Genomic DNA, 23,205 nt, shown 5'->3' on the forward strand with positions numbered 1-23,205 from the left:
ATGTCCGAGACGAGTACCGGAGAGGGATTCGGCACGCAGACCAGACAGGTCAGAGCGTTCCTCGACTCCGTCCTGGAGTCGTACGAGCGGATGCCGATGCCCATCAGACGCTACGGGCTGGTGGTGTTGCTGCCGGCGGCGGTGTTCTTCGCCGCCGCCCTCGTCGGCGCGATAGCGCTCCCGTTGCCGTTGCTCGTCCGCATCCCCATCTTCCTCCTCGGCGCACTCGTCGTCGTCGGCGCGGTGCTGTACCCGCGCCTCCTCGTCGAGGAGCAACGCCGCGGACTGGAGAACCAGATACACCTTCTCATCACCCACATGACCGTCCTCTCGACGACGAACATCGACCGGGTGTCGGTGTTCCGACAGCTCGGCCGGGAGGAGGAGTACGGCGAACTCGCCATCGAGATGCGCCGCATCACCGAACTCGTGGACACGTGGAACCAGTCGCTCGACGACGCCTGTGAGCGTCGGGCACGGCAGGTGCCGTCGAAACCGCTCGCGGACTTCCTCGACAGACTGGCGTACTCGCTCAGTGCGGGGCAGGACATCGACGACTTCCTCCTGGGCGAGCAGAACGCGATGGTCCAGAAGTACATCACCGTCTACGAGAGCGCGCTCGGCAACCTCGAAGTGATGAAGGACCTCTACCTCTCGATGATTCTCTCGATGACGTTCGCCGTCATCAACGCCATCGTCCTCCCCATCCTCACGGGGACGGACGCGACGATGACCATCGCGGCGGTCATCGTGCTGTTCGTCTTCGTCCAACTCGGGTTCTACTACGTCATCAAGACGATGTCGCCGTACGACCCGCTGTGGTACGTGCAGGACGAGTACCGGACCAAGGCCGACCGGCAGATAGACATCGCGCTCTACGGGGCCGTCGCGCTGTCGTTCGTCCTCGTCGGCGTCCTCGCTCTCGGGACGGCCGGGTTCACCGCCGTCGGCCAGTCGGTACAGGCGGTCATGATAGACACGCCCGTCCCCCTCCTCATCGCCGCACCGCTGACTCCCCTCGCCATCCCCGGCATCATCGCCCGGCGGCACGAGAACCGCATCAAGGAACGCGACGAGGAGTACCCCGGCTTCATCCGCGCGCTGGGGGCCTCCGAGAGCGCGAAGCAGAGCACGACCACCGCCGTCCTGAAGACGCTGCGGACGAAGGACTTCGGCGTCCTCTCGCGGGAGATAGACCGCCTGTACGTCCGGCTCAACATGCGAATCGGGCCGACCCGCTCGTGGTTCTTCTTCACCGCCGAGTCGAGTTCCTACCTCATCCAGAAGTTCAGCGAGATGTACAACATCGGCCGCCAGATGGGTGGGACGCCGAAGCAACTCGGCGAACTCATCTCGCGGAACATGAACGAGATAATCAAGCTCCGCCGCCAGCGCGAACAGGCGACGGTCACCCTCATCGGCGTCCTCTACGGCATCACGGCGTCGGCGTCGTTCGCCTTCTTCATCGGGCTGGAAGTCGTGGAGATTCTGGCCTCGTTCTCGACGAAGATGAACCTCGGTCAGATGCAGTTCGGCCAACTCATCTACGCGGGCGTCTACGACATCCCGTTCATCGAGTACCTCCTCGCACTCATCATCCTGTTCAACGCGCTGTTGTCCTCGCTGATGATTCGGATGGTGGACGGCGGTCACAAGGCGAACGCGTACCTCCACTTCGTGGTCCTCGTGTGGATCGGCTGTGCGAGTGCCGTCGCCACCTCCTCGCTCGCAGGAGCACTGATCAGCGTATGACTGACGACAGCGACACCGACCGTGACGCATCGACACCGCCTCGCGACGACCCGACTGCGCGACGGGAGGCCGACGCGAGACTCCGAACCGACGGGGGTGCCGAGCGCTCCTCCGACGGGGGCGGCGCGTCGCCCGCGAACACGGACTCGAACGGCGAGGACCTGCTGGAAGCGTACCGGCAGAAGAAACAGGAGGACGTCGACGAGGACGGCGAGGCGGAGAAGCGACGACAGCGCGAACTGCGCAAGGCGAAGAACGGCGAGTCCATCATCGTCGACTTCGTGGCGAACTTCGTCGCCGGCGGGGACGCGACGTTCGACCCGGTGAAGGGCCGGGTCCTGATGAGCGAACGCCGCCTCATCCTCGCCACCTCGCAGACCAAGACGGTGGTGCCCGTCACCTCCATCTTCGACATCGCCGTCGGGCAGGTGCCCCCCGAGGTCGAGGAGTTCTTCGACTACACGGTGATGGTCGGCTACATCGTCGGCAACCGCCGACGGACGACGGTCATCGGCGGCGACCGCGAGACCATCGAGAAGTTCTCCCTGCTGCTGTTCCGCGCGGCGCTGAACGGGTCGACGACGCTCGTGAAGCACCCCGCCAAGGTCGGGGGGCGCGTCATGGACACGCCGAAGCGAAAGACGGGACTCCACCTCGACTACGAGTCCGTCGTCTTCCCCGGCAACGACGTGCTCGGCGAGGGCGACGACCCGTTCGAGATAGACCTCGCCTCCGTCATCTTCTTCGAGGTCATCGAACGCACCATCGACGACGAGAAGCGACTCGTCCTCTCGGTCCAGCACGTCGAGAACGGCCAGACCGTCACCTCGGAGATTTCGATGGGGTCGCGCCGGAAGATGAACATCCTCGGGCGCTACCTCAGACTCATCTATCACTGGATTAAGAGCGACGTGCGCGACGTCGAAGTCGAAGAGGAGACGCTGGAGGTCCTCGTCGGCCTCTACTCGACCGGCCCGGAGATGGACATCGCGTCGCTGCTGGACCTCGACGACGACGAACTCGACCACCGCCTCGGCGAACTGTTCGACGACAACCTCATCACCGACGAAGAGTTGCCCTGCGACCTGACGCCGCAGGGGCGGTTCGTGGTCAACGAGGAGATAGAGGACGTCAACGTCTGAGGCGGCGCTCTCGCCGTACGGAGGTCGGGAGGCGTCGCACCAGCGGTGGTCCGGGCGACGACGCCGACCCGACGGACGAACGACTCGCCGGGCGGGGGAAGTCACCTACCGATGACACACAGTTACTACGCTCCGTGTCGGACGACCGTTCGATGGCTCCGTCAGGGAGAGACGAGTGGCGCGACGGCGACGACGGCGGCGACCTGCGCGAGCGACTCGTCTCCGAACTCGCGGCGGCACCGCGTCCCGTCGTCACTATCTGGTGAGACGACTCGACCGCCCGTTCGAGACGGTCTCTCGGGAGCTAGAGCGACTCGTCGACGAGGGGACCGTCGAACGCGTGCGGGTCCGTGACCGCGGCCACCTGTGGTGGCTCTCGGAGGACGCACGACGCTCGGAGTGAGAGACCGAGACGTGGTCGGACCGCTCGGTCTCGGCTTCGTGACGAATGCGCGGTTCGTACCGCAGGAGAGGAGAGGAGCGGTCGACGGCCGATTCGCGACGTTCTCGTACGCCGCGTCGGTCACATGTTCGCGCCCTGGTCGTCGATGGCGTCGGCGGCGATGGACCGCCCGCGGGCGTTGAGTTCGACTTCGTGGCGGACGCGGACCTCGTCGAGGACGTTGTGGTCGATGAGGCGGACGAACAGTTCCTCGACTTCGTCCACGTCGATGCCGAGGAACGCGGGGATGTCGAACGGGGAGACGCCGGAGTACAGCGCCATCAACACCTGCTTGTCCTGCTTGGACAGTTCCAGCGCCGTCTCGGACTGCTCCTCGCCGATGCGGAACAGCGACTTCAGAATCTTCACCGGGCGTTCGGGGCCGGAGACGTACGTCTGGAGGCTGGTCCCCTCGTCGTCGGAGTGCTCGACTTCGATGACCTCCCGCGACTCGTCGCGGACGGTGCGTCGCCCCATCTCGATGTCGCCGATGTCGTCCAGCCTGATGTTGACGAACGACCCGGTGACGGTGGCGATGCTGACGGCCTCCTCCTCGACTTTCATCCGCGCGCCCTCCCACTCGGTGTTCTGGACGACGCCCCCCTCGACGGCGGGGTGGCGGACGAGGAACTTCGTGGAGTTGAGCAGCGCGCCGTACAGTTCGAGTTCGAACTCGTCGAAGTCCTTGGGCGCGACGAGGACCACGTCTTCGCCGTCGTTGTAGTGTAGCGAGAGGTAGTCCGAGACGGTCGCTATCTTCTGGTTCACGTCGAACCGGCCGCCCAGTCGCTCTATCGTCGAGAGCGGGAACGTCCGCTTCCCGCCGGTGCCCGCGAGGACGAGGCGCTGGTTCGACAGCAGGATGCGACCGTTCGCCCAGTTGGCGTCGTTCAGATTTCGCCCGCCGCGCTTGACCTGGAGGAACCGTCCGTTCGTGTCAGCGACCTTTTTCTCGCCAGGTTTCATCGTGTTATCTCACGGAGTCAGTTTCCCGCCGCGTTCCGGTAGATTCTGAGCCGTTTCTCGACGGGGTCGAACCGGTCCCGGCACGACGGCGGCACCGTCTCGGTCATCCCGATGGTGAGGTAGCCGTCCGGCGTGAGCGCCGACCCCAGCGTGTCGAATATCGCCTCCTTCGCCTCGCTGTTGATGTAGATGAACAGGTTCCGACACACCACGAGGTCGAACGTGTCCGGGGGGCGTTGCTGCACCAGGTCGTGCCGCTTGAACGAGACGAGCGACTTCACCTCGTCGGTGACGCGGTAGACGTCGCCGTCGCGTTCGACGTAGCGGTCGTTCCCCGAGAGCGGTTCGAGTTGCTCTTCGATGTCGTTCGTCTCGGAGGCGTGGTACTCGCCGGCCCGCGCCGCGCGGAGAATCTCCGGCTTGATGTCGGTGCCGAGAATCCGGACCCGGTTGGGGTCGATTCGGTCGTCGTCGTGCGCGAGCATCGCCATCGAGTACGCCTCGCGGCCGTCCGAACAGGCCGCGCTCCAGACGTCGACGCGCCCGTTCGACGCGATGTCGGCGAGGACGTCCCGGAGCGACTCCCACACCTCGGGGTTGCGGAAGAAGCTGGTGACGTTGACGCTGAGGGAGTTCAACAGCGCCTCGCGTTCCTCGTCGTCCTCGCCGAGCAGCGACTGGTAGTCGTCGTACCCCTCGACGCCCCGGCGGCGCATCCGCGCGGAGATTCGGCGGTCGAGGTAGGCGTCGTTGTACGAACTCGTCGCGAACGACAGCGACGACTCGACGTAGTCGAGCAGGTCGCGGAACGTCCGGTCCGAGGACGCCTCGGTCCTCGCCATCAGTCGGCGGCCTCCTCGACCTCTCCGGACTCGTCGTTCGACGGCGGCGTCCACTCGCGCATCGCCTGCCTGCCCCCGTCGGGCAGTTCCAGCGTGCTCACGTCGAGGATGGGGATGACGTTGCCGTCGCCGATGACCGCCGTGCCGGACAGTCCGCTCGTCCCGCTGAGCGGACCCTGAAGCGGCGTGACGACGACCTCCTCCTGCCGGGTGACGTGGTCGCAGTGGAGCGCCACCTGCCGGTCGGCGGGCCGGATGCGGACGATCATCCCCGTGTCGCGTTCGTCGATGTCCACGTCGAGGGCGTCGCGGAGGCGGATGAGCGGGAAGATGTCGTCCTCGTGGACGACGACTTCGGCCCCGTTGACCGTCCGGACCTCCTGTCGCCGGGAAATCTCGTCGATGTACTTGATGGGGACGCCGAACTCGCGTTCGCCGACGCGGACGAACAGCACCTTGATGATGGCGACGGAGACGGGCAGTCGGATGGTGAACACCGACCCCTCGCCGGGCGTGCTGGTGACGCCCACGGACCCGTCGAGCGCTTCGACGGTGGTCTTGACCACGTCCATGCCGACGCCGCGACCGCTCACGTCCGTAATCTCGTCGTTGGTGGAGAGGCCGGGGTGGTAGACGTAGTCGTACACCTCCTCGTCGGGGAGTTCGTTCAGTTCGTCGCGCGTCGCCAGTCCCTCCGAGACGACCTTGTCGCGGAGGGAGTCGGCGTCGATGCCGGCCCCGTCGTCGGAGACGGTGATGACCACCGTGTCGTGTTCGCGTCGGGCGCTGAGTTCGACGGTCCCGGTGCGGGACTTCCCGTTCGCCTCGCGCACGTCCGGCGCCTCGATGCCGTGGTCCACGGCGTTCCGCAGGACGTGCATCAGGGGGTCGGATATCTCGTCGAGGATGGTCCGGTCGAGTTCGATGTCCTCGCCCTCGACTTTGAAACGCACTCGCTTGTCCTGTTCGCGCGCGATGTCGCGGACCATGCGCGGGAACTTGTCGAACACCTTCTTCAGCGGGATGAGCCGCATGTCCATGACGGTGTTCTGGAGGTTCGTGGATATCTTGTCCAACTCGTCCAGCGTGTCGAGTCCGCTCGTCATGTCCGCCTGCCCCTCCATCGCCTGTCGGAGCTTGATGCGACTGGTGACGAGTTGTTCGACGAGTTCGTGCAGTTCGTCGAGTTGGTCGACGTCCACGCGGACGGACTTGACCGCCGAGATGGAGCGGTCCTTCTCCTCTTTCGCCTCGTCCGCGCGCTTCGACGCGTCGTCGTCCGTCTCGTCGCTCCCCTCCTGTTCCGTCTCCGAGTCCGACGCCTCGTCGTCGCCGTCGTCGTCGGCGCTCTCCTCGTCGCCGTCGTCGTCGGCGCTCTCCTCGTCGCCGTCGTCGTCGGCGCTCTCATCGTCGGCGTCCGTCTCGGGGTTCTCGTCGGCGTCGGCCGCGTTCGCCGCCGCGGCCGACTCGCTCGCCGCCTCCGCGTCGGTCGCTGCGTCGTCCGGCGTTTCGGCCGCGTCGGCGGACCCGTCTGCGTCCGCACCGTCGGAGTAGGCGGCCTCGACCGCCGCGACGGCCGCTTCGGCCTCCGTGGGGTCGACGCCGTCGGCGTCCGCGTCGCCGGCATCCGCGTCCGCCGTCGCGTCGTCGGGGTCGCTCTCGGCGGATTCGACGGCGTCGGTGGCATCTGCGCCGGCGTCTGCGGTCTCTACGTTCTCCGCGGCGGCGGCGCCCTCCGTTCCGGAGTCAGACGCCGTCTCGGGGTCGAAGTCGTCGGTGAGGACGGCCGACACGTCCGTGAGTTCGACGCGTTCGACCTTCCACAGGTCCGCGAGCGTCGGCCCGAGTTCCGACTCGGGCGTCCCGGCGATCAACAGGGCGAACCCGTCCTCGAACTCGCCCTCCTCGATGCTGTCGATGTTCGGCACCGACCCCACGACGTCGATGTCGTCGGGGACGCCGCCGAGGAACAGGCCGGCGTCCACGCCCTTCATGTCGCCCGCGTCGAGTTCGATGGCGGCGTGGTACAGCAGTTCGGTGTCGGCGAGTTCGTCGCTGGCGAGGTCCAACGTCTCGGCGGCGACGGCGAGGACGTCGTCGCCGTCCTCGTCTTCGGACGCCGACGCCGTCTCCTCAGTCGTCGCCGACTCCTCGTTTCCCCCCTCGTCGCCCCCTTCGGCGGCGGCGCGAATCTCCTCGACGAGGTCCGACGGGTCGCTCTTCGACTCGCCGTGTTCCTCGATATCGTGGAGAATCTCCAGAATCTCGTCCATGCCGTCGAAGACGAGGTCCATCCGGTCGGGGGTGACCGCCAGCCGTTCGTGACGAATCTCGTCCAGGAGGTCCTCGACGGCGTGCGCCACCGTCGCGGCGTTGTCGAACCCCATCGCGCCGAAGTTGCCCTTCAGCGTGTGGGCCTGCCGGAAGATGTCGTCGATGGCCTCGGTGTCGTCCGGGTTGGCCTCCAGTTCGAGCAGCGAGTTGTTCAGTTGCGTGATGCTCTCCTCCGATTCGGTGATGAATGCCTGGTATAGTTCCTCGTCCATCGTTCAGTCCTCCGTGAGTCCGTCCAGAATGCTCGACGCGACGTCTCCCGCGGGGGCGACCACGTCTACGCACCCCGTCTCGATGGCTCGCTTCGGCATCCCGAAGATAGCCGACGTCGCTTCGTCCTGTGCAACCGTGTGGCCGCCCGCCTCGTGGATGCGCCCCATCCCGTCCACCCCGTCGCTTCCCATCCCCGTGAGGAGGACGCCGGCCAACGGGCCGTCGACCGTCTCGACGGCGGACGCCATCGTGAGGTCGATGGCGGGTTTGACACCGTGGACGGGCTTGGTGTCCGTCAGTTTCAGCGAGAGTCGACCCCCGCGGTCCCGGTCGACGACGAGGTGCGACCCACCGGGCGCGACGCGCGCCTCGCCGACGCCGATTCGGTCGCCGTCCGTCGCCTCCCGCACGTCGTACGCCGACCGCGAGTCGAGGCGGTCCGCGAACCGGCCGGTGAACCCCTCCGGCATGTGCTGGACGACGACGATGCGGAGGTTCGCGGCCGTCGGCAGGTCGCCGAGGACCTGTTCGACCACGTTCGGCCCGCCCGTGGACGCGCCGAGGACCAGCGTGGACACGTCGGGGTACGACCCGTCCGCGTCGGCGTCGTCGCGCGACGGCGCGGCCGACTCGCTCCGCCCGGCGTCGCGGGGTTCGGCGGGTGTCGCCGTCTCCTTCGGGGGACTCCGGCGCGCCGCCGTCTCGCCGACGTTCCCCTTGGTCCGCTGGGTGGCCGAGAGGTCCACCGCGGCGGCCGAGCGAACCTTCTCGACAAGTTCGCGCTTGACGCGGGGCATCGACGAGGTGACCTCCCCGCCCGGTTTCGTGACGAAGTCGACGGCCCCCTTGTCGAGTGCCTCGAACGTCACGTCGGCGTCGTCCTCGGCGTGCGCCGAGAGCATCAACACCGGCGTCGGATGCTTCGCCATGATGGCTTCGACGGCCTCGATGCCGTTCATCTCGGGCATCTCGATGTCCATCGTCACCACGTCCGGTCCGTGCTCGCCGACGGTCTCGACCGCTTCGGCGCCGTCGGACGCTTCGGCGACCACGTCGATTCCCCCGTCCTCCAGAAGGGTGCGAATGAGCGTTCGCATGAACCGCGAGTCGTCGACGACGACGGCGCGCGTGGTGCCGTCCGCCGAGTTCGACCCCGATGCGGCGCTCACTGCGACCCGCTCCGGTGACATCCTTCTCGGATCGTTCGCCGCACGCGCCCGGCGTGCGATGAACGGTACCGCGGTCCGGGGACCTGTCGGCGTCCGGACGGTACCGTTCTGACTCCTTTCTGACCGCTCATCTATGTCTGTCCTTTCCGAGAAGGGGTCTTAAACGCTCGCCGGTGAGAATCACGGCTGATAATCGGGTACGTACCTTTATGGACGATTTGACGCGAGAACTCAGGTAAGCCGGTGACGCTCGCGCGTCCCGGGAGCTACACCATGTCGCAGGAACCACAGACCGCTGCCGTACCCACCGCAGACGAGGCGGACGACGAGTCAGTCCGAGAGATACAGGTGCTCGAGTTCAAACTCGGCGACGAGACGTACTGCGTCGACATCGAGTACGTCTCCGAAATCGTCGACAAGGGCTCGCTCACCGCCGTCCCGAACGCCCCCGACTACGTCGACGGCGTGATGGACCTCCGCGGGCGAACCACGTCCATCGTCAACCCGAAGGCGCTGTTGAACGTCGACACCGGCGACGGCGAGGCCAAGCGCATCGTCATCTTCGACTCGAACAAGTTCGAGGACGACGCCGCCATCGGCTGGCTCGTCGACGAGGTGTTCCAGGTCGTTCGCGTCTCGATGGACGAGATAGAGGAACCGCCGCTGGAGAAGGACGACTCCATCGAGGGCGTCATCAAGCGCGACGGCGACCTGGTCATCTGGATCTCGCCGGTGAACGCCGTCGCCCAGCACTAGCGCCGACGACGAGCGACGACTTTCTCTCCCTCGTCCCGGCGGGCCACCCCGAACCCGCGGTCAGATGCCGCGAACCGTCCGCTCGCGGACGACGACGGCCACCGACGCGAGGAGACAGACCGCAGCGAGTGCGAACGCGGCGACGTAGCCGACGCTCCCGGCGACGACGCCGCCGACGGCGCTCCCGACGCCCCCGCCGAGACTGCCGAGCGCCGTGTACGCGCCGAGCGCCTCGCTCCGGATGGGTTCGGGCGCGAGGTTGGTGACCAGTCCCGTCGCCGTGACGGCGATGACGGCCCACGAGAGCCCGATGGCCGCGAAGAGCGCGCCGACGAGGACCACTCCGCCCGGGGGCGCGACGCCGAGGCCGACGACGGCGACGAGGGGAAACAGTATCGCCCGCGACACCAGCGCGCTCGTCTGGAGGCGGAGCGCGTCGATGCGGGCGACGAGCGTCCCGACGGGGGCGTACGCGACGGCCGAGGCGGCCGAGGAGACGACGAACAGGACGAACACCTCGTCGGTGCCGTACCCCACGTCGGTCAGGAACGCCGGGAGCGGTCCGAAGAAGACCGAAAAGGCCGCGAAGAACAGCGTCGCTGCCGCCAGATAGCGGACGATTGGGGTGCCGAGCCGACTTCGGAGGCGCCGCCGCGCGTCGTCGCCGAACCTGAGCGACCGCAGTCCCCAGTACACCCGCCCCGGTCCGAACGGGACGGCGCGCGTGGACCGGTCGCCGCCGAACCCGTTCTGCTGGACGTGGCGGAGGAGGCGGACGAACCGCCGTTCGGTGATGCGCGGCCGTTCGGGGTAGCGGAGGTAGACGACGAACGCCCCGAGGAGGGCCGTGAGACCCGCACCGACGAAGAACAGGCGCTTGGCCACCAGCGGAGAGAGCCCGAACGCCGACCCGGCGACGCCGGACCACCCCGCGCCGACGACGAGGCCGGCGAGCCAGCCGTACCCCTGATACTTGTTCAACAGCCCGAAACGGACCGGCCACTGGTGCTGCTGGTGACCCTCCACGACGACGAGGTTCAGCACGGGGGCGGCCGCCGCGACGACGAACCACAGGAGGGCGTTGGCGGCGAGCACCGTCCACGGCGAGGAGAGCAACGGTGTGAGAGCGAGGACGGCGCTGGTCAGGCCGAGTGCGACGAGGATGAACGGCCGTCGGCGGTGCGTCCGAGAGACCAGCCAGCCCCACAGAATCGCGCCCGGGACGCCCGCGAACGCCGCCGTGGCGGCGATGAGACTCACGAGAAGCGCGCCCGCGCCCAGGTCGATGGCGTACAGCGGTACCAGAAGCGACGCCGCGCCGACGGCGGCGTACCCCAGCGCCCACCCGTACAGCCACGCGTCCGTCGTTCGATGTGACTGCGTCACGTCGGAGCCCACGAAACGACGGGAGAAAGGTGTTGCCGATTCGACGCGAATCGGGCGAGAGCGGCGGATATTTGTGGGTCGATGCGGACCGAACCGACGAGCATGGACGGGGATACCCCATGAGCCGGTCCGACGACTCCTTCGTGGAGTACGGTATCGAAGACGAACCGCCCCTCGGCACCTCACTTCTCCTCGGCGTTCAACACTACCTCACGATGGTCGGCGCGAACATCGCCGTCCCCCTCATCCTCGCGGGCGCACTCGGGATGCCCGCGGAGATAATCCCGCGGTTCGTCGGCACGTTCTTCGTCGTCTCCGGCGTCGCCACGCTGGCGCAGACGACGTTCGGCAACCGCTACCCCATCGTGCAGGGCGCGCCGTTCTCGATGCTGGCGCCCGCCCTCGCCGTCGTGGGCGTCGTCACCGCCGCCGATCCGGCCGGGCCGGCGTGGCAGACGGCCCTTCTCCAACTGCAGGGGGCGATAATCGCCGCCGCCGCCGTCGAAATCGCCGTCGGCTACTTCGGCCTCCTCGGGAAACTCCGCTCGTTCCTCTCGCCGGTGGTCATCGCGCCCACCATCGCCCTCATCGGTCTCGCCCTGTTCAACACGCCGCAGGTCACGTCCGCCGGCGGCAACGTCTCCCTCCTCGCGTTGACGCTCCTCCTCATCGTCCTCTTCTCGCAGTACGTCGACACCGCCCACCGCGCCTTCCAACTGTTCCCCGTCCTCCTCGGCATCGTCGTCGCCTACCTCGTCGCCGCCGTCCTGTCGGTCACCGGCGTCTACGCGCCGGGAACGCCGGGCTACGTCGACCTCGGGTCGGTGCTTGCCGCGCCCGCCCTCATGCCCATCTTCCCCCTCCAGTGGGGCTTCGCGGGCGGCCCGTACGCGGTCACCGTCGGCCTCCCCCTCGTCGGGAAGGTGGCGTTCGGCGTCCCGCAGTTCACCTCGTCGTTCGTCATCGGCATGCTCGCGGGCGTCTGCGCGTCGATGATAGAGAGCCTCGGCGACTACCACGCCGTCGCCCGCCTCTCGGGCGTCGGGGCGCCCTCCGAGCGACGCATCAACCACGGCATCGGCATGGAGGGCATCATGAACGTCTTCTCGGGGCTGATGGGCGGGTCGGGGTCGACCTCCTACTCCGAGAACATCGGCGCCATCGGCCTCACCGGCGTCGCCTCGCGCTACGTCGTGCAGGTCGGCGCGGCGGTGATGCTGGTCGTCGGCTTCGTCGGCTACTTCGGCCAACTGGTCGCGACCATCCCCGACCCCATCGTCGGCGGCCTCTACATCGCCATGTTCGGGCAAATCGTCGCCGTCGGCCTCTCGAACCTGAAGTACGTGGACCTCGACTCCTCGCGGAACATCTTCGTCGTCGGCGTCGCCCTGTTCGTCGGCCTCGCCGTGCCGACCTACATGGGCAACGTCGGGTCCGCGGCGGCGTTTCAGGAGGGGATGCGCGGCGTCGCGTACCTCGGCCCCGTCCTCGGCACGCAGGTCGTCTCCTACACCGTCTTCGTCATCGGGTCGACGGGGATGGCCGTCGGCGGCCTGTTCGCGTTCCTCCTCGACAACACCATCGAGGGGACGCGCGAGGAACGCGGCTTGGAGGAGTGGGAGGAGTCCGCCGAGGCGGACGAGGACTTCGCCTCCGCCTACGACCGCTTCGTCCGCGGCGGCGAGACGAAGGGCGACTGACGGGAGTCGTTCGACCACGTCGCACGCTCCGACGTCACCCCCGTCACCGCTTCCCGCACACCTTTTGCGCCGCCGTCCGTCCCCGGACGCATGACAGACCTCGACCTCCCGGCGATGGGGTTCGGCACCTCCGGCGACGAGACGGACGACGTGTGGACCGACAGCGTCGCCGAGGCGCTGAACGCCGGCTACCGGCACGTCGACACCGCGCAGATGTACGACAACGAGGCCGAAGTCGGCGCGGGAATCCGACGGAGCGAGGTGGACCGCGACGAGGTGGTGCTGGCGACGAAGGTCCACCCGGACAACCTCGCGCCGGACGACGCGAAGCGGACGGCGCGGGAGAGTCTCGACCGCCTCGGCGTCGACCGGGTCGACATGCTGTACGTCCACTGGCCCACCGCGGCGTACGACGCCGCGGCGACGCTCCCGGCGTTCGACGAACTCCGCGAGGCGGGCGTGACCGACTACGTCTGCGTCAGCAACTTCACGCCCGAGTTGCTGGACGAGGCCCGCGAGATTCTCGACGCGCCCATCGCCGCCCACCAGGTGGAGTGCCATCCGCTCCTGCCGCAGGAGGAACTCAGGGCGTACGCGAGAGCGCACGGCCACCACCTCGTCGCCTACTCGCCGCTGGGTCGCGGGGAGATTCTCGACCACCCCGTCCTCGCGGACGTCGCCGACAAACACGGCGTCTCGACGGCGCGGGTGTGTCTCGCGTGGGCGACGGCGCACGATATCGTGCCCATCCCGAAGGCCACGGGCGACCACATCGCCGACAACCTCGCGGCGGCGGACCTCGAACTCGACGACGAGGACCTCGCGGCCATCGACGGCATCGACGAACGGCGGCGCGTCATCGACCCCGAGTCGGCCCCGTGGCACTGACTACCGGTCGGCCTCGTCCTCGGTCGGGTCGGTCGGGTCGTCGGAGTCGTCCGCGCGCGCCTCCGTGAGGCCCTCGCCGATGCCCGCGCGACCGAGGGCGACGAGGACGACGTAGCCGACGGCCCCGGCGACGAAGAACGCCACCGGGATGACGAACGGACCGTAGGCCCGCACGACCCCGTCGATGAACTCGGCGACGACGGTCTGAAGCACCAGCGTCATACGCCCGCTTGGGGGGCCGCCGAGTTATACTGTCGGCTCCGCGGCCGTCGGTTTCGGTCGTGGGTGGACGGTTGACGGTCGACGGCCCTCGCGTCAGTCGTCGACGCCCGCGACCCGTTCGTCCGCCTCGACGTCGCTCTCCGTCTCCGCCTCCGTCTCCGCGTCTACGGCCGTCCGGCCGTCGCCGCCCGCGTTCGCCGGGGGCGCTCGCGTGAACGTCACGTCCCGCTTCGGGTACGGTATCTCGACGCCCGCGTCGGTCATCGCCACGTAGAGCGCGCGGTTCAGTTCGTGCTGCGCGCGGCGGCGGCGCGTCGGTGCGCTCACCCAGCAGAGCAGTTCGTACTCCAGCGCGGAGTCGCCGAACCGGCGGAAGCGCATCCGGGGTTTCGGCGAGTCCAGCACCAGCGACTCGGCGTCGGCCACCTCGACGGCGAGCGCTTCGAAGGCGTCCACGTCCGTGCCGTAGGCGACGCCGAGGGGGACGCGGATGCGCCGACGACGTTGCGGAGCGGACTCGTTCGTTATCTTCGCGGCGTTGAGCACGGAGTTCGGCACGGTCACCATCAGTTCGTCGCGCGTGAGGAGCGTCGTCGACCGGATGCCCACCTTCACCACCGACCCCGAGGTGCCGTCGTCGAGGACGATGAAGTCCCCCAGTTTGTACGTGTCGTCGAAGTAGAGCGCGATGCCGCCGAAGAAGTTGGCGACGGTGTCCTTCGCGGCGAAGCCGACGGCGATGCCGGCGACGCCCGCCGCGCCGAGCAGCGGCGTTATCTCGATGTTCCAGAGCCACAGCAGGGTGGCCGCGCCGCCGAGGAGGACGACGAGCGTCCAGACGTTCGAGAAGACGGGCGCGAAGTCGAACCGTCCGCCGCGGTCGTTCACCTCCTCGACCAGCCGGTTCACCACGCGGTTGGCCGCGTACGCCCAGACGAGGACGATGACCGACAGCGACGGCCGGCCGAAGAAGTTGTCCAGCGCCGCGGCGGAGAACAGCGTCGACCCCCTGACCGCGGGCACCTGCGAGAGGAGGAACACGCCGGTGAGGGCGGCGGTGACGACCACCGGCAGGCGCAACTCCGCGAGGACGATGTCGTCGTAGGCGCCGTCCGTGTGGCTGACGTAGCGCCGCGCCGCCCGGAGGACGACGAACTCCATGCCGAGGGCCGCGAGGAGGGAGACGAGGAGGAGGCCGACGGTGGCCTCGGCGGCCGACAGGCCCGCGAGTGCATCCGAGAGGGGGCCGTACATGCCCGAAACACGTCACCTCGGAACATAACGGTTTCTCGAATTCTCGCGGCGGCGGACCGGTCGGTTTTTCGGAGTTCCGCCGCGAGACGGAGGCATGTTCCGCAAGGGCCACTACGGCGTCTCGCTGCTCGTCTTCGCGCCCGTCGGCTTCGCACTCGTCCGCCTCGGCCGCCCGGACCTCGCGTTCGTCGTCGGCGCGGCGATGCTGTGGCTGGCGATGCTGCCGGACGTTGACCACCGACTCCCCGGCGTCCCCCACCGGGGGCCGACGCACTCGTTGGCGTTCGCGGCCCTCGTCGGCGGCGGCTTCGCCCTCGTCGGACGCGCCGCGGCGTCCGCGGGCCTCGGCGACGTCGGCCTCGCGGCCGTCGCCGAGGGCAGCGTCGTCGTCTTCGGCTTCCTCGTCGGCTTCCTCGCCGTCCTCGCGCACCTCCTCGCGGACGCCCTCACGCCCGCGGGCGTGAACTTCCTCTGGCCGCTCTCCGGCCGCGAGTACACCGTCTCCCTGTGGCGGGCCGACAACCGACTCGCCAACTACGGGCTGTTCGGCGTCGGCGTCTTCGCCGTCGCGGGCGCCCTCACTCTCGCGGTCACGCTCTGACTCGACTCGCGTCGGCCTCGGCCCGCGCGCCGCCGCGCCGACGGTGGGTCACTCGCTCTCGGTGACGCTGACGACCGGCACCGGCGAGGTGCGTATCGTCTTCTCGGCGACGCTCCCGAGGAGAATGCGGTCCACGCCGCGCTTGCCGGTAGTTCCCATCACGATGGCGTCCGCACTGGTCTCGTCAACGCCGTCGAGAATCGCCTCGTAGGGCGACCCGCGTTCGACGTGTTTCACCACCTCCACCTCGCGGGACTCGGCGGCGAGGGCGACGTTCTCCACCGCCTCCTCGGCCGCCTCCTCGCCCTCGGCCTCCGAGAGCGCCGAGCGGACGTCGAGGCCGAGGAGCGACTCGTCCACGACGGAGAGGACGTGGACGGTGGCGTCGAGGGCGGCGGCGACGTCGAGGGCGTGTTCGGCGGCGTACGTCGCCGCGGAACTGCCGTCGGTCGGGACGAGGATGCGCTCGTACGGGAACGACAGGTCCCGCTCGGTGCCGGTGCGGACGGTCATCACCGGCCGGTCGCAGAGGCGGACCACCTTCTCGGTGACGCTCCCGAGCAACTGCTCTGAGAGGCCCCGCTCACCCTGCGTCGGCATGACGACCACGTCGTAGTCGTACCGGTCGGCGTACTCGACGATGGTCGAGACGGGGTCGCCCTGCACCACGTCCGTCGCGTACTCGACGCCCAGCGACTCCAGCACCGACGCGGCCTCCTCGATGACTTCCTCGCCCTCCTGTTCGAGGGCGTCCACCACGTCGTTCTCCACGACGGTGACGCTGTCGCGCGCGGTGTCGGCGACGTACAGCAACTGGACGCTCCCGTCGGCCCACTGCGCTATCTCGCCCGCGTGGTACAGCGCCTCGCTCGCGCCGGTGCTGCCGTCCACCGGCAGGAGGATACGTTCGTACATACTGGCCCCGACGTCCGACAGCGTGTTAATCGCTTTCCCAGTCGGGGGCGCGTCCGACCCGCCGCGACGACGTCGGTCGGAGAGCAGTCCTTAAGCATCGACCGGCATATACCGAGGCATGGTCGAACTGGACGACGACGCGATGACGCGATTCCCGGTGCCGGACGAAGACGAACTGCCCGACGACCTGCGGGAGCGAATCGAATCGGAGACCGAGCGCGCGGGGTTCACGCCGAACGTCTTCTCGGCGTTCGCGTACAAGCCGAGTCACTTCCGCGCGTTCTTCGACTACCACGACGCCCTCGTCGAGGACACCGCCCTCGACCGCGAGGAGGTGGAGATGATCGTCGTCGCCGTCTCGGGCGTCAATCACTGCTACTACTGCAACGTCGCCCACGGCGCACTCGTCCGCATCTACGCGAAGGACCCGACGCTGGCGGACCAACTCGTCGCCAACTACCGGCAGGCGGACGTCTCCGAGAAACGCATGGCGATGCTCGACGTGGCCGTGAAACTCACCGAGTCGCCCCGAGACGTGACCGAGGCGGACATCGACCGACTGGCCGAGGCGGGCTACTCCGAGGAGGCCATCTGGGACATCGCGTCGGTGACGGCCTTCTTCAACCTCTCGAACCGGATGGCGATGTTCGCCGACATGCGGCCGAACGACGAGTTCCACACGCTCGGTCGGGAGTCGCGGGAGTAGTCAGGTCTGCCCTGCATCCGTTCTCGACGACCAGACGTGACCGGCGAGGCGACGTGACGGCGTGGCGACGTGACGGCGTGGCGACGTGACGGCGTGGCGAACGTTGAAGACATCCGACCGGTACTGTCGAGTATGTCTTCCAACTGGTTCACCGAGGCGGATTCGAGCGGTACGCTCACGGTCGAAAAGAGGGACGGGAGTTGGTACGTCGCCTCGCCGGGGAGCGTCGGGCCGACGAAGTGCCTGTTCGACTTCGAGGTCGACGGGGGAACGGGCGCGGTCCGCGACGTCGAGGCGACGGTCACGCGGTTTCAACGCGCGGTCGGTCGTCGTGACAACTACCTGTTTCTCGGGGCGCCCGAAGACGGTGGGACCGACGGCACCGACGGCACGTCGGGCGACGCGGAGACACCGGTCACGTCGGACGGCGACCGGAGCGACTCGTACCCGTCGAGGGTCAGAGCGCTGAAGGACTTCACCGGGTCCGGCGACTACGTCGACGTCGAGGCGACGGTCGACGCCGTGTTCTTCGTCAAGAAGAACGTCTCGGGAATGCCGGACGTGAAAGGAGAACTCGTCGACGAGAACAGTTGGCGACCGGTGCCGTTCGTCGTCGGCGACGGCGTCAGCCACCCCTATCTGGCGGAGGGAAAGCGGTTCAGATTCGAGAACGTCAAGGACCACTACTACAAGCAGAACGACGAGATTCAGGTCGTCATCGGCGACAACACGAACTTCGTCGAGTTGGACTGAATCGTCGTCGTACAGCGAGTACGTCTCCCGAATGCACCTCCGCCGAGAGGGGCCGCCTGTCGCGCCTCCGGGCCGCCGCCGACACCAGACGAACCCCGAGAGTCGCGCGACCGAACCGACGGCGGAAGCCTTATCAGGCAGGTCGCCCTCTGTCCACCCGCAATGGCGAAAGGTACGGTTGCGTTCTTTAACGACACGGGCGGTTACGGATTTATCGAAAGCGAAGACTCTGACGAGGACGTTTTCTTCCACATGGAAGACGTCGGTGGCCCTGACCTCGAAGAGGGCCAGGAAGTCGAGTTCGACATCGAACAGGCCGACAAGGGTCCGCGAGCGAAGAACCTCCAGCGCCTGTAAGGAACGCAACACGACAGCGGTACTGCGGTCGGCGGTCACGTCGATTCTCACCACGATTCTGCGGTATTTCACCCCTCGCGAGCGACGGCGTTCGCCGTGGTCGAAGGAGTGATAGTCGTCTCCGAGAGAGACTTCACCGATGACTAGCCCAACCGTGGCGTTCGTCTGCGTGCAGAACGCCGGACGGAGTCAGATGGCGACGGCGTTCGCCGAACGGGAGAGAGCGGAGCGCGGACTGGACGTGAACGTGGTCACCGGCGGGACGCGCCCGGCCGACCACGTCCACGAGAACGTCGTGGAGACGATGCAGGAGGTCGAAATCGACCTCTCCGACCGGTCGCCGCGGGAGGTGACGTTCGAGGAGATATCCGAGTCCGACTACGTGATAACGATGGGCTGTTCGGCCGACGACGTCTGCCCGGCCGGGTGGGCCGGCGACAACCGCGACTGGGACCTGACGGACCCCCACGGGAAGGACCCCGAGGCGACGGCGGAGATTCGCGACGAGATTCGCGGCCGCGTCGCCGCGTTCTTCGACGAGTTGGAACGCGAGGCGTAGTCGGTCGGCCGGTCGGCCCGGTTCGAGCGCTACCGGCGCTACAGGTCGCCGCGCGCGCCCATCTCCCGAATCGTCGCGGCGCGGTCACGAATCGCCTCCCACTCGGACTCGTCTTTTCGGTCGACGTGCGAGTACATCAGTCCCATCCGGCCCGTCCCGCGGAGTTCCGCCTCGTTTCGCTTCAGGAAGTCCCAGTAGAGCGCGTTGAACGGGCACGCACGCTCGCCGGTCGTCTTCGTGTGGTGGTACGGACACGACGAGCAGTAGTCGCTCATCCCGTTCACGTAGTTCGCCGAGGCGGCGTACGGCTTCGAGGAGAGGGCGTCCGTCGCGAACGACCCCATGCCGACGACGTTCGGCGTCGTCACCCAGTGGAAGGCGTCAACGAACCCGAAGTGGAACCACTCGTTGAGTTCGTGCGGGTCCGCGCCGTACAGGAGCGCGAAGTTCGACAGCACCATCAGCCGCTCGATGTGGTGAGCGTAGCCGTGGTCCCAGACGTGGCCGACCGCCTCCGAGAGGCAGGTCATCTCCGTCTCACCCGAGTAGTACGCCGCCGGGAGCGGTTCGGTCTGGCCGAGTCGGTTCGCCTCGCCCATCTCGGGCATCCGCCGCCGGTAGACGTGGCGCACGAACTCGCGCCAGCCGAGGACCTGCCGGACGAACCCCTCGACGCTGTTCAGCGGTGCGCCGTCCTCGTACGCGCGCTCTGCCGCCTCGACCGCTTCCCGCGGGTGGAGGAGGCCGAGGTTGAGCGACGACGACAGGAGCGAGTGACACAGGGCCCACTCGCCCTCGACCATCGCGTCCTGATACGGCCCGAACTCGGCCAGACGGACCTCGACGAAGTGGTCCAGCGCCTGTCTCGCCTCCTCGCGGGTGACCGGCCAACCGAACGACTCGTCGGAGCCCCACGCGTCGTCGTACCGGTCGCGGACGAACCGCCGGACCGCCTCGGTCGTCTCGTCCGGTTCGAACCGCGGCACCTCGGGCGGGGTCCACCCGTCCGGCGGCGTCTCGCGGTTCTCCCCGTCGTAGTTCCACTGCCCGCCGACCGGGCCGTCGCCGTCCATCAGCACGTCCAACTCGCGCCGGACGTGGCGGTACCAGTGCTCCTGTCGGTAGCGTTCGTCTCCGTCGTCACCGTCGCCGTCACCGCCGCCGTCGCCGTTCCGCGCCTCGGCCCACGCGTCGAACGTCTCCGGCGTCGTCAGGAAGAGGTCGTTCGTCACGAGCGTGAGGTTCCCGCCGCGCGCCTCGACCATCGCCCGGAGTCGGTCGCCCGCGCCGTGACTCGGCGGGTCCATGAGAACCAGGTCGTCGCCGGGGTTCGCCGCGAAGTAGTCGTCGAGGGCGTCGCCGAACGACTCTGCCCGGAGGTACGTCACCTCGTACCCGCGTTCGCGCAACTCGTCGCGGAAGTGCCGCATCGCGCTGAACACGAGGGTGAGCTTCTGCGGGTGGTACGGGAGGCGTTCGCCGAAGCCGTGCGCCTCCACGAGGAGGACGTGGTCGGCCGACTGCAACGGCGTCACGTCGGGGTTCAGTTGGTCGCCGAGCAACCAGACGGTCATCGGGGCACGACGGCGGCGGGCGGTCTGAACGTCATCGAACGCCCGTTAGGAGGGTCGAGAGTTAAACGTGCGGCCGGGAGACGACCGGCATCGCCGCCGGTGGCCTCACCGCCGACTGCCCGGTTGCGGGTCCACGTGCGCCGGTGCCATCAAGTCCTCGAACCGCCTGTCGTCCAGCCAGTCTATCAACTGCACCAACTGGTCGGCGGCGGCCTCGAACAGGCGTTCGCCCGTCTCGGGCGTCGCGTCCGTCTGGTCGCCGAAGACGCCGTTCTCAGAGTTCTCCACGGCGTCGTAGAACGTGCGCGCGCCGTGGGTCATGTAGTTCGTGGAGTCGTCGAGGTCCACGAGGCCGCCGTCGCGGGCGTCTCCGAGTCGGTCCTCGCGGACGAGTTCGCCGGCGATGTGCATGATCATCGCCGTCTCCTTCGGTCCGCCGTGGGGACCGTTGTGCTCGAACACCTCGTCGACGAGGTCCGGAATGGACTCGTCCCACATCCACTCGATGGCGTACATCGTCCCGTCGTCGCGGAGGCGGCGACCCACCTCGCGGAGGTGTTGGGCGTTGCCGCCGTGGGCGTTCACGTACACCACGCGGTCGATACCGTGGTAGGCGAGGTTGCGCGTCATCGACTCCACGTAGTCGCGGAACTGCGGCGGGTCCACCCACATCGTCCCGTGGAACTGCCGGTGGTGGGGGCTGACGCCGACGTTCACGGTGGGCGTACAGAGCACGTCCGTCCGGTCGGCGGCCTCGCGGGCCAACGCCTCGGCGATGAGGTGGTCGGTGGCGAGGGGGAGGTGCGGGCCGTGCTGTTCCGTCGAACCGAGGGGGACGACTGCGACCGACTCTGCGGCGACGTAGTCTCCGAGTTCGGGCCACGTCTGGTCTGCGACGTACATCTACTCCTGTCGACGTGGAGACGACCCAAGAAAGTACGTGAGGCAGAAAGATACCGCGAGACCGTGACCTGCCGGCCGAACCGGCGGTCCGGCGGCGCTACTGGCCGAACGTCTCCTCCTCTCGGCTCCGGAGTTCGATGCGGCGAATCTTCCCGGACGACGTCTTCGGCAGTTCCTCGACGAACTCGATTCGGCGCGGGTACTTGTACGGCGCCGTCTCTTCCTTCATGAACTCCTGAATCTCCGTCGCCAGTTCGTCGGAGCCCTCGTGCCCCTCGGTGAGGACGACGTACGCCTTCACCACGTCGCCGCGTTCCTCGTGCGGGGAGGCGACGGCGGCCGCCTCCGCGACGGCGTCGTGGGAGACGAGGGCGTCCTCCACCTCGAACGGGCCGATGCGGTAGCCCGCGGAGATGATGATGTCGTCGGCGCGGCCCTCGAAGAAGAAGTAGCCGTCCTCGTCGCGGGAGGCCAGGTCGCCCGTCCGGTAGTACTCCCCGAAGAACGTCTCGCGGTCCAGGTCGTCGCGTTCGAAGTAGCCGTCGAAGATTCCCGGACAGTCGACGGGGACGGCTATCTCGCCGATCTCGCCCGCGTCGAGTTCGTTCTCTTCGTCGTCGATTATCGTCGTCCCGAGTCCCGGCGTCGGCTTGCCCATGCTGCCCGGTTTCACGTCGATGCCGGGGTAGTTCGTCACGAGTGCCACCGTCTCCGTCTGACCGTACCCGTCCCGCGGGGTGACGCCGAACGTCGACTCGATGGCCTCGATGGGTTCGCGGTTGAGCGGTTCTCCCGCCGACAGGGCCGCCCGCAGGTCGATGTCGTACGACGAGAGGTCGGCCTGCGAGAACATCCGGTACTGCGTCGGGACGGCGCAGAGGCGCGTGACGCCCTCCTCGGCCATGATTGAGAGGAACGTGTCGGGGTCGAACTCGCCGTCGTACAGCAACTGCGTCGCGCCCGTGGTGATGCCGACGCCGACGGGACTCCAGAACCACTTGGCCCACCCGGTGCCCGTCGTCGCCCAGAGCAGTTCGTCCGACAGGTCGGCGGGTTCCTCTGACTCGCCCGGCGGCACCTCGCCGTCGGCGGTGACGCCCCACCAGTACGGCGCGTTCACGAGTTCGAAGCAACGCATCCACCGGTGGCGGTGCATCACGGGCTTCGGTTGCCCCGTCGTCCCCGACGTGTAGTTGATGGACATCGGGTCCGACGCGGCGAGTTCGGGGCCGTCGTGCGTCGTCTCTCGCCCCGACAGGAGCGACTGCAACGACTCCCACCCGTCGGCGTCGCCGCCGAGACAGACGAACCGTTCGAGGGGCGTCTCCGCGCGCACCTCGTCGACCATCTCCACGAGGGAGTCGTGGGCGACGACGGTGGACGCCTCGCAGTCGTTCGCGCGGTAGGCGATGTCCTTCGGCTTCAGCATCGACGAACACGGGACGAGAATCGCCCCGCGCTTCAGCGCACCCAACTGTACCGCGAACACGTCGGGGTGGCGCGGCACGAGGTGCATCACGCGGTCACCCTCGCCGACGCCCATCTCCGCGAGGGCGTTGGCGAAGCGGTTCATGTCGTCGCGGAGGTCCGCGTACGTCCGTTCCTCGCGCGTCCCCTCGGCGTCCCGGAAGCGGAGGGCGACCCGGTCACCGAACGCCTCGGCGTGGGAGGCGACCACCGCCGGGAGGTTGTAGTCGGCCGGAACGTCCCACTCGAACTGGCTGACGGCGTCGTCGTACGAAAGTGCCATGCCCTCACATCGGAAACGTGC

Annotated in this window: 22 protein-coding genes; 11 read left to right on the top strand and 11 right to left on the bottom strand. The window is 68.0% G+C overall.

Translation table 11 applies throughout. The features are described 5' to 3' along the window. The 3 genes from flaJ to BM310_RS21310 all read left to right on the top strand — a co-directional run bounded on the left by flaJ (position 1) and on the right by BM310_RS21310 (position 3,297). Positions 1 to 1,752, top strand: coding sequence for an archaellar assembly protein FlaJ (flaJ, locus tag BM310_RS07765; protein ID WP_089806210.1), 1,752 nt, complete (start codon positions 1 to 3; stop codon positions 1,750 to 1,752). Continuing rightward, entirely contained in the window at positions 1,749 to 2,894 is a 1,146-nt protein-coding gene (locus BM310_RS07770; protein WP_245778443.1) for a CheF family chemotaxis protein, read from the top strand. The genes flaJ and BM310_RS07770 overlap by 4 nt, the downstream gene beginning before the upstream one ends. A 262-nt stretch (positions 2,895 to 3,156) precedes the next feature. Beyond that, positions 3,157 to 3,297: a hypothetical protein gene (locus BM310_RS21310; protein ID WP_177232555.1), complete on the top strand. Its 141-nt coding sequence runs from the start codon at positions 3,157 to 3,159 to the stop codon at positions 3,295 to 3,297. 120 nt (positions 3,298 to 3,417) lie between these two features. On the opposite strand, the gene BM310_RS07775 is transcribed toward BM310_RS21310, so the two are convergent. Genes BM310_RS07775 through cheB form a run of 4 tightly spaced genes read right to left on the bottom strand, consistent with a single transcriptional unit; the run spans position 3,418 to position 8,881 of the window. Then, positions 3,418 to 4,302 (bottom strand): CheF family chemotaxis protein, encoded by an 885-nt coding sequence (locus tag BM310_RS07775; protein ID WP_089806212.1) that lies wholly within the window; start codon positions 4,300 to 4,302, stop codon positions 3,418 to 3,420. 17 nt (positions 4,303 to 4,319) lie between these two features. Then, positions 4,320 to 5,144: a CheR family methyltransferase gene (locus BM310_RS07780; RefSeq protein ID WP_089806214.1), complete on the bottom strand. Its 825-nt coding sequence runs from the start codon at positions 5,142 to 5,144 to the stop codon at positions 4,320 to 4,322. Further along, positions 5,144 to 7,690, bottom strand: coding sequence for a chemotaxis protein CheA (locus BM310_RS07785; protein ID WP_089806216.1), 2,547 nt, complete (start codon positions 7,688 to 7,690; stop codon positions 5,144 to 5,146). The genes BM310_RS07780 and BM310_RS07785 overlap by 1 nt, the downstream gene beginning before the upstream one ends. A gap of 3 nt (positions 7,691 to 7,693) precedes the next feature. After that, positions 7,694 to 8,881 (bottom strand): chemotaxis-specific protein-glutamate methyltransferase CheB, encoded by a 1,188-nt coding sequence (cheB, locus tag BM310_RS07790; protein WP_089806218.1) that lies wholly within the window; start codon positions 8,879 to 8,881, stop codon positions 7,694 to 7,696. Positions 8,882 to 9,133: 252 nt separating this feature from the next. Here cheB and BM310_RS07795 point away from each other — a divergent pair, with 252 nt between their 5' ends. Continuing rightward, the gene (locus BM310_RS07795) at positions 9,134 to 9,616 is read left to right on the top strand and encodes a chemotaxis protein CheW (protein ID WP_089807086.1); all 483 of its coding nucleotides are present in this window, start codon (positions 9,134 to 9,136) and stop codon (positions 9,614 to 9,616) included. 60 nt (positions 9,617 to 9,676) lie between these two features. Here the strand turns inward: BM310_RS07795 and BM310_RS07800 are convergent, their stop codons facing one another. Further along, the gene (locus BM310_RS07800) at positions 9,677 to 11,002 is read right to left on the bottom strand and encodes an MFS transporter (RefSeq protein WP_089807089.1); all 1,326 of its coding nucleotides are present in this window, start codon (positions 11,000 to 11,002) and stop codon (positions 9,677 to 9,679) included. 119 nt (positions 11,003 to 11,121) lie between these two features. Here BM310_RS07800 and BM310_RS07805 point away from each other — a divergent pair, with 119 nt between their 5' ends. Next, a complete protein-coding gene (locus BM310_RS07805; RefSeq protein ID WP_089806220.1) occupies positions 11,122 to 12,702 on the top strand; it encodes a uracil-xanthine permease family protein in 1,581 nt (526 codons plus the stop codon). Between the two features lie 90 nt (positions 12,703 to 12,792). Continuing rightward, a complete protein-coding gene (locus tag BM310_RS07810) occupies positions 12,793 to 13,590 on the top strand; it encodes an aldo/keto reductase (protein ID WP_089806222.1) in 798 nt (265 codons plus the stop codon). Here the strand turns inward: BM310_RS07810 and BM310_RS07815 are convergent, their stop codons facing one another. Then, complete coding sequence (locus BM310_RS07815) at positions 13,591 to 13,812, bottom strand: hypothetical protein (protein WP_089806224.1); 222 nt, start codon at positions 13,810 to 13,812, stop codon at positions 13,591 to 13,593. A 93-nt stretch (positions 13,813 to 13,905) separates the two neighbouring features. Continuing rightward, positions 13,906 to 15,066, bottom strand: a complete 1,161-nt coding sequence (locus tag BM310_RS07820) for a mechanosensitive ion channel family protein (protein WP_089806225.1) — start codon at positions 15,064 to 15,066, stop codon at positions 13,906 to 13,908. A 94-nt stretch (positions 15,067 to 15,160) separates the two neighbouring features. Between BM310_RS07820 and BM310_RS07825 the strand changes: the two genes are divergently transcribed. Beyond that, the gene (locus BM310_RS07825) at positions 15,161 to 15,667 is read left to right on the top strand and encodes a metal-dependent hydrolase (RefSeq protein ID WP_089806227.1); all 507 of its coding nucleotides are present in this window, start codon (positions 15,161 to 15,163) and stop codon (positions 15,665 to 15,667) included. 48 nt (positions 15,668 to 15,715) lie between these two features. Here the strand turns inward: BM310_RS07825 and BM310_RS07830 are convergent, their stop codons facing one another. After that, a complete protein-coding gene (locus BM310_RS07830; RefSeq protein WP_089806229.1) occupies positions 15,716 to 16,582 on the bottom strand; it encodes a universal stress protein in 867 nt (288 codons plus the stop codon). Positions 16,583 to 16,709: 127 nt separating this feature from the next. Here BM310_RS07830 and BM310_RS07835 point away from each other — a divergent pair, with 127 nt between their 5' ends. The 4 genes from BM310_RS07835 (at position 16,710) to BM310_RS07850 (ending at position 18,957) form a co-directional block, all read left to right on the top strand. Next, positions 16,710 to 17,288 carry a peroxidase-related enzyme gene (locus BM310_RS07835; RefSeq protein ID WP_177232586.1) on the top strand — a complete coding sequence of 193 codons (579 nt, stop codon included), beginning with the start codon at positions 16,710 to 16,712 and terminating at the stop codon, positions 17,286 to 17,288. Positions 17,289 to 17,420: 132 nt separating this feature from the next. Continuing rightward, positions 17,421 to 18,041, top strand: a complete 621-nt coding sequence (locus BM310_RS07840; protein WP_089806233.1) for a hypothetical protein — start codon at positions 17,421 to 17,423, stop codon at positions 18,039 to 18,041. Between the two features lie 162 nt (positions 18,042 to 18,203). Further along, positions 18,204 to 18,398 (top strand): cold-shock protein, encoded by a 195-nt coding sequence (locus tag BM310_RS07845; protein WP_006056982.1) that lies wholly within the window; start codon positions 18,204 to 18,206, stop codon positions 18,396 to 18,398. A gap of 139 nt (positions 18,399 to 18,537) precedes the next feature. After that, positions 18,538 to 18,957 (top strand): arsenate-mycothiol transferase ArsC, encoded by a 420-nt coding sequence (locus BM310_RS07850; protein ID WP_089806235.1) that lies wholly within the window; start codon positions 18,538 to 18,540, stop codon positions 18,955 to 18,957. Positions 18,958 to 18,995: 38 nt separating this feature from the next. Here BM310_RS07850 and BM310_RS07855 read toward each other — a convergent pair whose 3' ends face one another. From BM310_RS07855 to BM310_RS07865, 3 genes are all read right to left on the bottom strand, one after another. Continuing rightward, a complete protein-coding gene (locus tag BM310_RS07855; protein WP_089806237.1) occupies positions 18,996 to 20,531 on the bottom strand; it encodes a cryptochrome/photolyase family protein in 1,536 nt (511 codons plus the stop codon). Positions 20,532 to 20,636: 105 nt separating this feature from the next. Continuing rightward, the gene (locus BM310_RS07860; protein WP_089806239.1) at positions 20,637 to 21,434 is read right to left on the bottom strand and encodes a creatininase family protein; all 798 of its coding nucleotides are present in this window, start codon (positions 21,432 to 21,434) and stop codon (positions 20,637 to 20,639) included. 97 nt (positions 21,435 to 21,531) lie between these two features. Then, on the bottom strand, positions 21,532 to 23,184 hold the full coding sequence (locus BM310_RS07865) for an acyl-CoA synthetase (protein WP_089806241.1): 1,653 nt from the start codon (positions 23,182 to 23,184) through the stop codon (positions 21,532 to 21,534). Positions 23,185 to 23,205 lie beyond the last annotated feature (21 nt).

This window comes from Halogeometricum rufum (assembly GCF_900112175.1).
Taxonomy (GTDB): Archaea; Halobacteriota; Halobacteria; order Halobacteriales; family Haloferacaceae; genus Halogeometricum; species Halogeometricum rufum.

Coding starts and splice junctions, on each gene's coding strand:
- BM310_RS07850 (WP_089806235.1), top strand. CDS start 18,538: ATGACTAGCCCAACCGTGGCGTTCGTCTGCGTGCAGAACGCCGGACGG.
- BM310_RS07810 (WP_089806222.1), top strand. CDS start 12,793: ATGACAGACCTCGACCTCCCGGCGATGGGGTTCGGCACCTCCGGCGAC.
- BM310_RS07840 (WP_089806233.1), top strand. CDS start 17,421: ATGTCTTCCAACTGGTTCACCGAGGCGGATTCGAGCGGTACGCTCACG.
- BM310_RS07855 (WP_089806237.1), bottom strand. CDS start 20,531: ATGACCGTCTGGTTGCTCGGCGACCAACTGAACCCCGACGTGACGCCG.
- BM310_RS07785 (WP_089806216.1), bottom strand. CDS start 7,690: ATGGACGAGGAACTATACCAGGCATTCATCACCGAATCGGAGGAGAGC.
- BM310_RS07830 (WP_089806229.1), bottom strand. CDS start 16,582: ATGTACGAACGTATCCTCCTGCCGGTGGACGGCAGCACCGGCGCGAGC.
- BM310_RS07845 (WP_006056982.1), top strand. CDS start 18,204: ATGGCGAAAGGTACGGTTGCGTTCTTTAACGACACGGGCGGTTACGGA.
- BM310_RS07770 (WP_245778443.1), top strand. CDS start 1,749: ATGACTGACGACAGCGACACCGACCGTGACGCATCGACACCGCCTCGC.
- BM310_RS07795 (WP_089807086.1), top strand. CDS start 9,134: ATGTCGCAGGAACCACAGACCGCTGCCGTACCCACCGCAGACGAGGCG.
- BM310_RS07775 (WP_089806212.1), bottom strand. CDS start 4,302: ATGAAACCTGGCGAGAAAAAGGTCGCTGACACGAACGGACGGTTCCTC.
- BM310_RS07860 (WP_089806239.1), bottom strand. CDS start 21,434: ATGTACGTCGCAGACCAGACGTGGCCCGAACTCGGAGACTACGTCGCC.
- BM310_RS07865 (WP_089806241.1), bottom strand. CDS start 23,184: ATGGCACTTTCGTACGACGACGCCGTCAGCCAGTTCGAGTGGGACGTT.
- BM310_RS07825 (WP_089806227.1), top strand. CDS start 15,161: ATGTTCCGCAAGGGCCACTACGGCGTCTCGCTGCTCGTCTTCGCGCCC.
- cheB (WP_089806218.1), bottom strand. CDS start 8,881: ATGTCACCGGAGCGGGTCGCAGTGAGCGCCGCATCGGGGTCGAACTCG.
- flaJ (WP_089806210.1), top strand. CDS start 1: ATGTCCGAGACGAGTACCGGAGAGGGATTCGGCACGCAGACCAGACAG.
- BM310_RS07815 (WP_089806224.1), bottom strand. CDS start 13,812: ATGACGCTGGTGCTTCAGACCGTCGTCGCCGAGTTCATCGACGGGGTC.
- BM310_RS07820 (WP_089806225.1), bottom strand. CDS start 15,066: ATGTACGGCCCCCTCTCGGATGCACTCGCGGGCCTGTCGGCCGCCGAG.
- BM310_RS07780 (WP_089806214.1), bottom strand. CDS start 5,144: ATGGCGAGGACCGAGGCGTCCTCGGACCGGACGTTCCGCGACCTGCTC.
- BM310_RS07805 (WP_089806220.1), top strand. CDS start 11,122: ATGAGCCGGTCCGACGACTCCTTCGTGGAGTACGGTATCGAAGACGAA.